Here is an 11,885-nt window from a genome sequence, read left to right as displayed (position 1 = left end):
AAAACGGACCTTGCGCCATCGATGCGCAAGATCCGTTTTTTATTTCACGATTCCTTCTTGTCGAAAACTCCGCCAGAGCTTATCGTCGATTGCATACGGTTGCTCCTTTGCACGCTTCAACTCTTCTGTCTCAAGCAACACGACGACCTCTCGACCGTTGATTGACCACACTGAATCGTAACCTCTCTCCGCCTCGATGATCTCCACATCGACATCTCCGTGGGTTTCCTTTAACTGCTGACTGACGCACGTCACGACGAACCGAGCAAACTCATCACGTGGACGACGAGTGGCAATGATCTTTCGAACGATCTCATTCCGTTCCATTCGTTTTCATCTCCTTCCGTTTTATAGTCGCACTAGCCTTTCAGACAAGGCCGAATCGGTCTTTTGATGACCGTACAGAAAAAAGCCGAACAGGTCGGCTTAAGCAACGAACGATTGGAGTTACTTTAATTGAAACTATTTTTACACGATTCTGAATCTTCGTCAACCTAGCTTTTGAAACCACACTGGTAAGTATGTCGAGACTAAGATACCTCCGATGACGAAGAGTAAACCGAGCAACGCTTGAGGTGGAATCGTCTCACCCAGAATCAAAGCAGATAAACTGACACCATAGATTGGTACGAAGAACATAAACAACGATACTTTACTGACTGGATTATATTTCATCAGTAGATTCCAAAGCGTAAATCCAGTCGCGGATAAAAAAGCAAGATACACAAGCATCCAGGCACTCGTAGTCGAAAAAGTAAACGGTGCAACGTGACCATCGAGAACGACGCCCGCGATGAAGAGACCGATTGATCCAATGACCATCGCCCATCCTGTCATCGGTGCCACCGGATAACGTGCTGAGTATTCTTTCGCGATCAAGTTACCGAATGCTCCGGAAACCATTGCCGCAATCAATAATCCTTCTCCAAGACCAAATGAGACACCTTGCCCACCTTGCGGCCAGTTGGCCAAGATGACACCTGTAAACCCAAGGAATAAGGCAAGTCCTTTGAATCGATTCAATCGATCGTCCTCGTACCGGAAATGAGCCAGTAACATTTGGAAGAACGAAGTCGAGCCGGCAATGATTGATCCTTGCACACCGGTTGATAAAGAGAGACCAATATAGAAAAAGACATACTGCAAGAACGTCAAAAAGAAACCAAGACGGCTATAGGCATAGGTCCGATTCTTCAGTGTAATCGTTTGTTTAAAGACGAATACACTGACGACAAGTAGCAACACCCCTGCTAAAAAGAAGCGATAGCTCGCAAACAATAGTTGCTCCCCGTATTCAGAAGACGTGATCTGTAATAATTCATAACTTTTCTTAATGAAGGGAAACGCACTTCCCCACAAAAAGGTCGTCAATAATGCAAAGACGACGAGACCAATCCGATGGGTTAAAATTTTTTGCATCTTTCTGGTTCCTTTCCTGTTCCTTTTCACTGAAGCATGGTATAGTAATTCTACAGATAATAATAATTATAATCTAGAGACAATGAAACTCATTATCAATCAGTTAAACTCATTGATATATCACATTCTCATTCTCTTTCTATAATGATTTCATTTCTCATTTACATTTTGAAAGGAGTTTTAATATGATGACTTCCATTACTACCGATGTTCAACAGCGTTCCGTATTCCGTCATGCTTGGGATGAGCATCACGAATTGATTCTAGCATTGTTTAGCGGAATATTGATTTTAGTTGCTTATGGACTCGAAAAATTCAATACGGCGTCTGCCGTTTATGTCACGTTGTACTTATCAGCATATGTGATTGGAGGATATGCGAAAGCAAAGGAAGGCTTGACGGAGACGTATCAAGAAAAAACGTTGAACGTCGAATTGTTGATGATTTTAGCTGCCATCGGTGCCGCTGCCATCGGCTACTGGATGGAAGGTGCGATCCTTATCTTCATCTTCGCGTTATCCGGTGCTCTTGAAACCTATACGATGAATAAAAATGAACGGGCGTTACAAAGTTTAATGTCCTTACAGCCAGAGGAAGCAACGCGTCTGAATGCAAACGGACAACTTGAAGTCGTTGGAATCGAGCAACTAGTAATCGGTAACCTCGTCTATGTTCGTCCCGGGGAACGCATTCCGGTCGATGGTGTCATCGTTCGTGGTCAAGCAGCAATCGAAGAAGCATCGATTACAGGCGAATCGATTCCTGTTGAAAAACAAACGGGCGATACCGTCTATAACTCGACCGTCAACATGAATGGCGTCTTGACGATTGAAATGACGAAAGCCGCTGATGAATCATTGTTCCAAAAAATCATTCATATGGTCCAAAACGCACAAAGTGAGCAGTCTCCCTCTGCTCAGTTCATCGAACGATTTGAAAGTCGTTATGTCAAAATCGTCCTCCTCGTCGTTGCCCTGATGATGGTCCTTCCTCATTACGTCGTCGGCTGGACATTCGAGACAAGCATTTATCGGGCGATGATTTTACTCGTTGTTGCTTCGCCTTGTGCGCTTGTCGCGTCGATTACCCCTGCTGCCTTGTCCGCAATCGCCGCATCTGCGAAAAATGGCGTTCTCTTCAAAGGTGGAGCACATATCGAGACACTCGGACAAGTCGACACGATCGTCTTCGATAAAACAGGGACTCTGACAACAGGTAAACCCGTCGTTACTGAAAGTCGGTACGCGGAAGGTATCGATATCCGAGCCGTCGAACAAGCGGTTGTTTCCATTGAAGCCCAGTCGAATCACCCGCTCGCACAAGCGATCGTTGATCACTTAAAAACCGATGTTCGCGAACCGTCAACGTTCAAAGATGTGACAGGATACGGGATTGAAGCAACTGTCGATGGCGTCACGTATCGCATTGGCAAGCGAGCATTCCACGAAGGTCTAGACGATCCATTCGTCACGATTGAACAGTCACTGAAAGAACAAGGGCATACAATCGTTTATGTCAGCAATGGATCACAAATCGTAGCACTTTATGCATTACGTGATACGATTCGTCCGGAAGCTAAAACAGCAATCGCCGCTTTAAACGATCTCGGCATCGCGACGATCATGTTGACAGGTGATAATCCGGTCACGGCAGCAGCCATCTCGCGTGAAGCGGGTTTAACGGACTTCGTCGCTGAATGCTTACCGGAAGATAAAGTGCGCTATATTAAGCAATACCAAACAGAAGGTCGGACCGTTGCGATGGTCGGTGATGGTATCAATGATGCTCCGGCGCTCGCACTGGCACATGTCGGGATTGCAATGGGTGAAGGAACGGATGCTGCGCTTGAGACTGCTGACGTTGTCTTGATGAAAAACGATTTAGGTCGTCTTGCCTACGCCGTGCATAAAGCCCGGAAGATGAACCGGATCGTCAAACAAAACATCACGCTTGCGATCGGTGTCATCCTTCTATTGATCGCATCCAACTTGTCACAGTTCCTAATCATGCCGTTCGCTGTCGTCGGACACGAAGGATCGACGATTCTTGTCATCCTGAATGGCTTACGTCTTCTTCAACAGGATGCTTTACCAACTCTCCCACAGCGTGTATCCGAAAAACGATTAGCCGCTTAATCATTAAAAAAAACGTCTGACTGCCGCATGGCAATCAGACGTTTTTCGTCTCTTCATCCGAACGTATTCGTCGGAATCGAATCGAGTTCTGCTTGTTCCTTCAAGCGCTTTTCTTCCATCTTCTTCGGATCCGCTTTTTTCATGAATCGTTCCCATGACGCGTTCAATTCAGAACCAAGTAAGATGATCAATCCTGTGAAATAAAGCCATAATAACAAGATAACGACACTACCGAGTGAACCGTACGTCTGATTGTAGTTTGAGAAGTTCGAGACGTAGAATCCAAATCCGACCGATAGTAATTGCCAGACGATGACACCAAAGACGGCTCCTGGGATCGCTTCCTTAAAGGTAATCGGGCGCTTTGGTGCGACGCGGTAAAAGATCGACAGTATACCAATCAATAGAATCGTTGAAACGACGTAACGCAAGACCGTTAATAAGATTTTTTGCCCCATATCGATCGGGAGAACGAAATTCGCAAGATACGTGATGATTGGACCACCAAGAACGTTCAAGACAATCAATAATAACATCCCGATTCCGAGAACAATCGTTAGTAGTAAAGCAATCCCGCGTGCTGCGACAAAACCACGTGGCGAGAAATCACCATAGGCATGGTTCGCTGTCGTGATCAAGCGATCGACACCTTTTGAAGCGGACCAGATGGCAAGAATCGCACCAATCGATAACAATCCCCCCTGCGGATCCTTGATGGCTTGAAAAATCGTATCCGTGAATGTATTGACGGCCCCACCCGGTGCTAAGTCCCGGATTTGCGACTCAAGTGTCTGACGATCAATATCAAAGAACGACAGGACGGAAATGACGAAAATGATACCTGGGAAAATGGATAAAAACCAGTAATAGGCGAGTGTCCCTGCATAATCCGTAATGTTGTGATCGGACATTCGCTGCTTTAAGTTCAAGGCAAGCCCTTTAGGATCGCGTGAATGCGCCATCGTCATCTCTCCTTCATGAAAAAGAGGCAGTCAAAGACCACCTCATTGTTTTAATATACTTTTCCCATTTTATTTCAACTAAAACCTCATTCGTTTTCAGAAAGAATCAATTTATAGAACGGTTCTGTCATTTCTGCCAATTGTTTGGCAAGAGACGGTGGACGAATCGGCAATGACGGCAACTCGGATCGTTTAATCCAGACTGGTGTATAACCAGACCCTTCCTCTTCGAATTCTTCACCCATACCTGTTCCAAAGCGACCGCCAATTGCTTTCGCCCAAAAATAAGGGTTATCGAATCCGTTAAAACGGACGATGGCAGCAATGCCATTCAACTCCACGTCGACACCAAGTTCTTCATGTGCTTCACGAATCGCTGTCTCTTCTAGTGATTCTCCATCATCTTTTCCACCGCCTGGAAAGACATAATACGTTTCGTTCGGTTTATCCCGTCGAATCAACGCAATTTCATCCTGTTCATTTCGTAAAATGATCGCACTTCGTTGAATCGGCATGACGCCACCCCTTTTCAAAATTAATTCATTGAATGGCATCCAGCATTTCTGGAACCAATCCGTTTTCTGTCGAAGCGATGACTTCTGCCGCGATTTTCATGCCAAGCTTTAATGCCTCTTCTGCTGGTTTTTCTTTTGTCAATTCAGATAAGACAGCAGAGAAGAAGGAATCGCCTGCTCCCGTTGAGTCGACGACTTTTACTTTTTTCGTTCCAACATGACCTGACGTCGCCGTACGACGATCGACGTAGACCGCCCCTAGTTCACTCATCGTCACGACCGTGAATGGAGCACCTTTTTTCGCTAGCTCATTTGCTACATGAATCGCATCTTCTACCGTCACGATTGACAGATCAGACAAAATTTCTGCTTCTTCGCGACTGCAAATGAATCCAGTGAATCCTTGTAACAGATGACGATTCCGTTCAATGACGCTCAAGTGACCACAAACACCAAACAATGGCAACTCCATTTTGCGACATAGATGAATCAAACGTTCCAAGACTGTAACAGACAAATCAAGATCGATGGCAACGGCATCGACTCCATCGAGCGCATAGATTGATTGACGTAAAATCGCCTCTTCGAGCAACTTCGCATCCGGTTGTTTCGAGATTGAGGTTTGCAAGTCACCTTCGTTATCCATGACCGCTAGCCACATACCCATTCCATGATCTTCTAACATTTCGACATGATCCACATTCGCACCGTAAGATTTCAGCTCATCGAGCACTCCCACGCCAATCTGATCATTCGTAACCGTCGAGATAAAGCGAACTTCATTCCCGAGGACGGCTAAGTTTTGTGCTACGTTGCGTCCTGTTCCTCCATTCGAAAACGTGATGTCTCCTACGTTTTTCGCATCCTTGTGCAAAGGAGCGAACGAAGTTCCTTTTATGTCGACGAATACTTTTCCGATTACCGCGATTTTATTCATTCCAGTTCCACCTCTAACCATATTTCCTGATTCCCGATCCTTGAATTGATCTTTCAGGCACATTGCTTCAATTATAGTAAAATTTTAAATCAGTGACAACCGAAGCACTTTTTTTCTAACTGTTCGCTATCTTCTCATAAAAAAACAGCAAGCGAATCGCCTGCTGCTTTGTTTGAATTTAGATGTTCGCAATCACGAGACTGATTGCGAGTAATAATCCGAAAATCGTATTTACTTTGCCAGTCTGCGCCATACCAGGCATCAGTTGTTCTGGTGGCAAGTCCTCCCAGAAGAGACGGACCGTTTTAATCATGAGCGGAATACTTAACAACGCAAGTAAGGCAAACCAAGAGACTTCGAATGCCATTACAGCAATGATGAGTGACAGGACAGCTGCCGCAAAAAATCCGATCAAAACGTACACGGCACGGCGATGCCCTACAAGACAGGCAATCGTTTTTCGTCCGTTGACCTTGTCATTATCCAAGTCCCGAATGTTATTTGCAAGCAGGATTGAACCGATCAAGATGGCAACAGGTATCGAAATCGCAATGGCTTCCGTTGGTACATAACCAATTTGCAAGTAGGCGGAGATCGCAATGATGATATATCCCATGAAAAAGCCAGCAACCACTTCCCCAAACGGTGTATACGCGATCGGTAGTGGTCCTCCGGTGTAAATATATCCGACGAACATCGAGATGAGTCCTACGACAAGCAACCACCACGAAGTCTCGATGCATAGATACACACCGAGTAGTGCGGAAATGCCATACAACGTAAGTGCAAATGCAAGAATCGTACCTGGCTTGAATCCATCACGTACGATTGATCCACCGATTCCGACCGATTCCTCTGTATCTAAACCACGTTTGTAATCGTAGTATTCATTGAACAGATTCGTTGCGATTTGAATCAACATCGATGCGATTAACATCGCTACGAACAAATCCAAGCGTATCGATTCCACACGTGGTGCGACAACTGCCGTACCGACGACGACCGGAACAAAACTTGCTGTCAGTGTATGCGGTCGTGTCATTCGCCAATAGACAGCGATTGATTTATTCATATAATAACCCCTTTCCTGTCTAAGTGTAGCGGGTTTCGTTTTTTGATGTCAATGTTCAATCCAAGATAGCTTATTCCTTCTTTTTTGTCCGCAAAAAGTTTACACTTAGAATAAGTGAAACATATCACAGTATCTACAGACTAGGGGGCAATGAGCGGTATGGCTTACGCTCAACAAGAGCTAAAACAGTGTATCGAACAGGCCGTCAGTCAGGCGAATGCCTCACAACGACCTATACTTGCTTCGTATTCATGGGAAATCGAAGCAACTGACATGCGTTCTCTCGAACAGGGTATCGAGGAACGATTTTATTTCGCGACACCTGATCGCTCGATGCGGGCCATTGGGTTTGGCATCGTACAACAACTTCAGGCTTCAGGAACGGATCGTTTTTTACGAATTCAATCGCAATGGACAAATGTGAATCGCGACCATGTCGGTCATGATTTATTTGCGTTCAGCGGATTCTCTTTCACTGAACTTAACCAACCGGATTATCGCTGGTCTTCCTTTGGAGACGCTTCGATGACGATTCCGAAGTTTTTATTCTTAGAGCAAGATGGTAAGACACGCGTGACGATCTTTGCCCGTGTTGAACCGATGGATCAAGTCGATTCAATCTTAAATCAGCTCGCACTTGATTTCGCCAAAGTTAATCAACCGCAAACACCGACTTCGACAGGCGTCACGCGTTTACGTCTATCTCGGGATGGAAATGAAGCCTTTGAAGCCTCGTTTCAACAAGCGATGCATTACTTGGAGACAACACTTGAAAAAATCGTTTTGGCGCGGGAAGTCGTCTACGAACTGGACCGCCCACTTGATGTAGCCGCCGTCGTTGCTGAACTCGAAGATACGCAGCCCGGTAGCTATGTCTTCTGCTTCCAGCCGAATCCGGAAGAGGCCTTTATCGGAGCCACACCGGAACGACTCGTCCAAAAACGTGGACGTCGCCTTGAGACAGCAGCCGTCGCCGGTTCTGCACCGCGCCACGCGACGGATGAGATGGATGAGGCACTCGGTCAATCGTTATTACAAGATCAAAAGAACCGAATGGAGCACGGGATTGTCGCTGATTCGATCGAACGGACGTTATCTGCTTTTTCAGAGCAACTGGATTGTCCGGATACCCCGATTCTCTTAAAAAATCGTCATATCCAACATCTCTATACACCGATCACAGCGCGTTTAAAAGCAGATGTCACGTTATTCCAACTGATTGAGAAACTTCATCCGACACCTGCACTTGGTGGCGAGCCAAAGCAATTAGCGGTCGATGCGATCCAAGAGATTGAAACGTTCGAACGGGGTTGGTACGGTTCACCCGTCGGTTGGATGAACGGACAGGATGATGGGGAATTCATTGTTGCCATTCGCTCTGGATTATTTACGGAACGGGCTGTCATTCTTTATGCCGGTTGCGGTCTTGTTGAAGGTTCTCATTTCGACAGCGAGCTAGCAGAGACGGAAACTAAACTATCACCGATGTTACAAGCTCTTTCACACATTGGTTCGATTGAAAAGGATGATATTTATGTTGACTAAGTGGATGCACACGTTAATTGATACGCTCGTTGCGTCTGGTGTCCGGGACTTCGTCATCAGTCCCGGTTCCCGCTCGACACCACTTGCTATTGCAGCTTTTCTGCATCCGTCTAGCCGTACCCACGTCCTGGTTGACGAACGGTCGGCTAGTTTTTTTGCTTTAGGTTTAACACGGACGGAAGAGCGTGTTCGTCCCGTTGCGCTAATTTGTACAAGCGGTACCGCTGCGACGAACTATTATTCAGCAGTAACCGAAGCTAATATTTTTGAACTTCCATTGATCGTTTTGACTGCCGATCGACCTCATGAATTACGTAATGTCGGGGCACCTCAAGCCATCGATCAGGTCGGACTATACGGCAAGCAGGTTCGTCATGCATTTGATCTTCCCTTAGCGGAAGAAGCGAGTCTTCCTTACGTCGCTCATGTCGCACAACGTGCAACCCTGCTCTCCCTGACGGAACCGGCGGGACCAGTTCAAATCAACGTTCCATTACGTGAACCACTCGTGCCTGAACTCGATCTTTTACGAACAGGTCGTCCTGTCGGCGTTTTACCTGAACCGACATCGGGAGTAAATAACGCCTTAGCGATCGTGCTTCAGAAAGAGCGCCTTCTTTTTGTACTTGGACCACAACTTGCTGCCGCGGACAGTCAGATTGTCATCTCGTATGCAAAACAAGCAGGGATTCCGGTCTTAGCAGATCCACTCAGTCAAGGGCGGCAATCGCATGATGATCACGTCTTTGCCTACTACGATACATGGCTAAAACATCCGGCCACCGCTCAGCACGTCCGACCGGATCGAATCATTCGTTTCGGCGCCATGCCGACGTCAAAACCTTATCTGCTTTGGTCTCGGGATATTCCGACGACAGTCGTTGGTCATCCAGGGAATTGGCGCGATCCCCAACTCCATTCGGATTTCGTGATTGGTCACGCGCGACAACTCGAACATCATGAGCCCGTTCCGCATGACCCTACGTACCTCAATCTGTTACAACAGGCAGAGCGACGCGTCACCGATGCCTTTACGACGATCGATCAAGAGGAGATGACGGAGTATAACGTCGTCCGCGCGTTAACGACGTTACAAGAAGGAAGCCTATTCGTTTCGAACAGTATGCCAATCCGAGATATTGATACGTTCTTGCCTACAGGAACACCCCTTCGTCTACTCGCGAACCGTGGAGCAAATGGGATTGACGGCATCCTCTCGAGTGCTCTCGGGGCAACGTTTGATGCCAAACACCGCTATTTACTCGTTGGTGACCTGGCATTCATTCATGATATCAACGGGCTGATGACAGCGCACACGCTTCCGTTAACGATCATTCTCGTCAACAATGCGGGTGGCGGCATCTTTAGCTTCTTACCGCAACAGCAACTCGAGCAAGCGGTGTTCGAGCCACTATTCGGTACACCGCAGCATCTCGACTTCGCCTCCCTCGCCTCCGGCTACGGTGTGACCTATCAGGCGATTGATTCGATTGCTGCGTTACGTCAAGCACTTGCGGAAGAGACGAATGTCACTCGGATACTTGAAGTCAAGACAACACGAATCGAAAACGTACAGATGCATCGTTCGATTTGGGACGTGACGAATCAAGCGTTAGCCGAGGTATTCCGATGATTTTACGCGGTCATCCCTATCATGTGAAAATCGAGGGAGCTGGTCCACCGCTCTTATTACTCCACGGTTTTACAGGCTCCCTCTCGACGTGGGACATGCTAAGTGAGCATTTATCGACTCACTTCACCGTCTACCGCCTCGATTTGATAGGACATGGAGAAACGATACCAGCGTCTAATCAACGAATGCGTTTGACACAACAAGTCAAGGATCTTGAGGCGCTGCTCGCTACACGATCCGAGCCATGGATTGTCCTCGGTTATTCGATGGGCGGACGAATCGCCTTAATGTTGAGTGTCGTCTCTGAGCAAATCGCTCGAACAATCGCTGTTAGTACAACACCAGGTATCAAGACGGCAGTGGAGCGAAAAGTACGTCGTGCATCCGATCGTATGTTAGCGGAGCGACTCGAAAAGGATGGACTCGAAGCTTTCATTGATCATTGGGAGACACTTGGATTATTTAAACCTCAAGCGCTTCTCAAAGAACAACAACGCACGCGACTGCGTCAGGAGCGTATGTCTCAAACGGTTGAAGGTCTGAGTGCTTCGCTTCGAGCACAAGGTACAGGAAGCATGCCCTCTCTTTGGTCATGCCTTCCGAAAGAGATTGATTGGATCGTCGGGGAAGAGGATGAAAAATTCCGCGCCATCGCCTTACGAGCGGCATCACCTGAAAAAATTCACGTGATTTTGCATGCTTCGCATGCCCCACATATCGACCAACCGCAAAAGTTTGTTACAATGGTAAAGAATCTACTTATTCATCACTAACATATTGGGGGAATTCAAATGAAATACGCTCCGGAATGGGTATCAGCCCGTAGCTATGAAGACATCAAATATGAACAATGGAACGGGATCGCAAAAATCACGATCAATCGTCCAGAAGTTCGCAATGCGTTCCGACCACACACGGTCCATGAACTCATCGACGCATTTTCACGTGCACGTGACGATCAAAACGTCGGCGTCATCATCTTAACAGGTGAAGGTGATCTCGCATTCTGCTCTGGTGGAGACCAAAAGGTACGCGGACATGGTGGATATGTCGGCGACGATGAAATCCCACGTTTAAACGTCCTTGATCTTCAACGTTTGATTCGTGTCATCCCGAAACCAGTCATCGCTATGGTCGCAGGTTATGCGATTGGTGGCGGGCACGTCCTTCACCTCGTGTGTGACTTGACGATCGCTGCAGACAACGCCCGCTTCGGACAAACAGGTCCAAAAGTCGGTTCATTCGATGCTGGTTATGGCTCTGGTTACCTCGCGCGCGTCGTTGGACACAAGAAAGCGCGTGAAATCTGGTACCTCTGCCGTCAATATGACGCACAGCAAGCACTTGATATGGGACTCGTCAACACGGTCGTTCCACTCGCGGATCTCGAGCAAGAAACGATTCAATGGTGTGCTGAAATTCTTCAACATTCACCAACGGCTCTTCGTTTCCTCAAAGCGGCATTCAACGCCGATTCAGATGGTCTCGCAGGGATTCAGCAACTCGCAGGAGATGCAACATTACTGTACTACACGACTGACGAAGCAAAAGAAGGACGCGATGCGTTCAAAGAAAAACGCAATCCTGACTTCGGACAGTTTCCGCGTTTCCCATAATGAAAAAAAGGTTCAATCGTCTTATGACATTGAACCTTTTTCGTATATTCA

The 11,885-nt window shown here is 46.9% G+C and carries 11 protein-coding genes; 5 read left to right on the top strand and 6 right to left on the bottom strand.

What is annotated here, in order from left to right; translation table 11 throughout:
- Nucleotides 1–39: 39 nt before the first annotated feature.
- Together VJ374_RS03380 and VJ374_RS03375 are read right to left on the bottom strand one after the other, a co-directional pair.
- Nucleotides 40–327: a hypothetical protein gene (locus tag VJ374_RS03380; protein ID WP_023467290.1), complete on the bottom strand. Its 288-nt coding sequence runs from the start codon at nucleotides 325–327 to the stop codon at nucleotides 40–42.
- Nucleotides 328–489: 162 nt separating this feature from the next.
- Complete coding sequence (locus tag VJ374_RS03375; RefSeq protein ID WP_329470174.1) at nucleotides 490–1,419, bottom strand: DMT family transporter; 930 nt, start codon at nucleotides 1,417–1,419, stop codon at nucleotides 490–492.
- Nucleotides 1,420–1,604: 185 nt separating this feature from the next.
- Here VJ374_RS03375 and VJ374_RS03370 point away from each other — a divergent pair, with 185 nt between their 5' ends.
- Nucleotides 1,605–3,554 (top strand): heavy metal translocating P-type ATPase, encoded by a 1,950-nt coding sequence (locus VJ374_RS03370; protein ID WP_329470172.1) that lies wholly within the window; start codon nucleotides 1,605–1,607, stop codon nucleotides 3,552–3,554.
- Nucleotides 3,555–3,607: 53 nt separating this feature from the next.
- On the opposite strand, the gene VJ374_RS03365 is transcribed toward VJ374_RS03370, so the two are convergent.
- The 4 genes from VJ374_RS03365 to VJ374_RS03350 all read right to left on the bottom strand — a co-directional run bounded on the left by VJ374_RS03365 (nucleotide 3,608) and on the right by VJ374_RS03350 (nucleotide 7,040).
- Nucleotides 3,608–4,516 carry a YihY/virulence factor BrkB family protein gene (locus VJ374_RS03365; protein WP_035412690.1) on the bottom strand — a complete coding sequence of 303 codons (909 nt, stop codon included), beginning with the start codon at nucleotides 4,514–4,516 and terminating at the stop codon, nucleotides 3,608–3,610.
- Between the two features lie 86 nt (nucleotides 4,517–4,602).
- The gene (locus VJ374_RS03360) at nucleotides 4,603–5,031 is read right to left on the bottom strand and encodes an NUDIX hydrolase (RefSeq protein ID WP_035412687.1); all 429 of its coding nucleotides are present in this window, start codon (nucleotides 5,029–5,031) and stop codon (nucleotides 4,603–4,605) included.
- A 25-nt stretch (nucleotides 5,032–5,056) separates the two neighbouring features.
- Nucleotides 5,057–5,968, bottom strand: a complete 912-nt coding sequence (locus tag VJ374_RS03355; RefSeq protein WP_035412684.1) for a guanosine-inosine kinase — start codon at nucleotides 5,966–5,968, stop codon at nucleotides 5,057–5,059.
- A 178-nt stretch (nucleotides 5,969–6,146) separates the two neighbouring features.
- A complete protein-coding gene (locus VJ374_RS03350; RefSeq protein WP_329470171.1) occupies nucleotides 6,147–7,040 on the bottom strand; it encodes a 1,4-dihydroxy-2-naphthoate polyprenyltransferase in 894 nt (297 codons plus the stop codon).
- 159 nt (nucleotides 7,041–7,199) lie between these two features.
- Between VJ374_RS03350 and VJ374_RS03345 the strand changes: the two genes are divergently transcribed.
- The 4 genes from VJ374_RS03345 to menB are packed head-to-tail and all read left to right on the top strand — an operon-like array spanning nucleotide 7,200 to nucleotide 11,834.
- Complete coding sequence (locus tag VJ374_RS03345) at nucleotides 7,200–8,585, top strand: isochorismate synthase (protein WP_035412678.1); 1,386 nt, start codon at nucleotides 7,200–7,202, stop codon at nucleotides 8,583–8,585.
- Nucleotides 8,575–10,218, top strand: a complete 1,644-nt coding sequence (gene menD, locus VJ374_RS03340) for a 2-succinyl-5-enolpyruvyl-6-hydroxy-3-cyclohexene-1-carboxylic-acid synthase (protein WP_052019171.1) — start codon at nucleotides 8,575–8,577, stop codon at nucleotides 10,216–10,218. Before VJ374_RS03345 ends, menD begins: the two co-directional genes overlap by 11 nt.
- Nucleotides 10,215–10,991, top strand: a complete 777-nt coding sequence (gene menH, locus VJ374_RS03335) for a 2-succinyl-6-hydroxy-2,4-cyclohexadiene-1-carboxylate synthase (RefSeq protein WP_329470168.1) — start codon at nucleotides 10,215–10,217, stop codon at nucleotides 10,989–10,991. Before menD ends, menH begins: the two co-directional genes overlap by 4 nt.
- Nucleotides 10,992–11,009: 18 nt before the next feature.
- Nucleotides 11,010–11,834 (top strand): 1,4-dihydroxy-2-naphthoyl-CoA synthase, encoded by an 825-nt coding sequence (gene menB, locus VJ374_RS03330; protein ID WP_023469886.1) that lies wholly within the window; start codon nucleotides 11,010–11,012, stop codon nucleotides 11,832–11,834.
- The last annotated feature ends 51 nt before the right edge of the window (nucleotides 11,835–11,885 follow it).

Source organism: Exiguobacterium sp. 9-2 (assembly GCF_036287235.1).
GTDB lineage: Bacteria > Bacillota > Bacilli > Exiguobacteriales > Exiguobacteriaceae > Exiguobacterium_A.
This window is presented reverse-complemented; position numbering and strand designations above follow the sequence as displayed.

What these genes read in the sequence shown, in the direction of transcription:
- VJ374_RS03380 (WP_023467290.1), bottom strand. Translation starts at nt 327, where the DNA reads ATGGAACGGAATGAGATCGTTCGAAAGATCATTGCCACTCGTCGTCCA.
- VJ374_RS03375 (WP_329470174.1), bottom strand. Translation starts at nt 1,419, where the DNA reads ATGCAAAAAATTTTAACCCATCGGATTGGTCTCGTCGTCTTTGCATTA.
- VJ374_RS03370 (WP_329470172.1), top strand. Translation starts at nt 1,605, where the DNA reads ATGATGACTTCCATTACTACCGATGTTCAACAGCGTTCCGTATTCCGT.
- VJ374_RS03365 (WP_035412690.1), bottom strand. Translation starts at nt 4,516, where the DNA reads ATGGCGCATTCACGCGATCCTAAAGGGCTTGCCTTGAACTTAAAGCAG.
- VJ374_RS03360 (WP_035412687.1), bottom strand. Translation starts at nt 5,031, where the DNA reads ATGCCGATTCAACGAAGTGCGATCATTTTACGAAATGAACAGGATGAA.
- VJ374_RS03355 (WP_035412684.1), bottom strand. Translation starts at nt 5,968, where the DNA reads ATGAATAAAATCGCGGTAATCGGAAAAGTATTCGTCGACATAAAAGGA.
- VJ374_RS03350 (WP_329470171.1), bottom strand. Translation starts at nt 7,040, where the DNA reads ATGAATAAATCAATCGCTGTCTATTGGCGAATGACACGACCGCATACA.
- VJ374_RS03345 (WP_035412678.1), top strand. Translation starts at nt 7,200, where the DNA reads ATGGCTTACGCTCAACAAGAGCTAAAACAGTGTATCGAACAGGCCGTC.
- menD (WP_052019171.1), top strand. Translation starts at nt 8,575, where the DNA reads ATGTTGACTAAGTGGATGCACACGTTAATTGATACGCTCGTTGCGTCT.
- menH (WP_329470168.1), top strand. Translation starts at nt 10,215, where the DNA reads ATGATTTTACGCGGTCATCCCTATCATGTGAAAATCGAGGGAGCTGGT.
- menB (WP_023469886.1), top strand. Translation starts at nt 11,010, where the DNA reads ATGAAATACGCTCCGGAATGGGTATCAGCCCGTAGCTATGAAGACATC.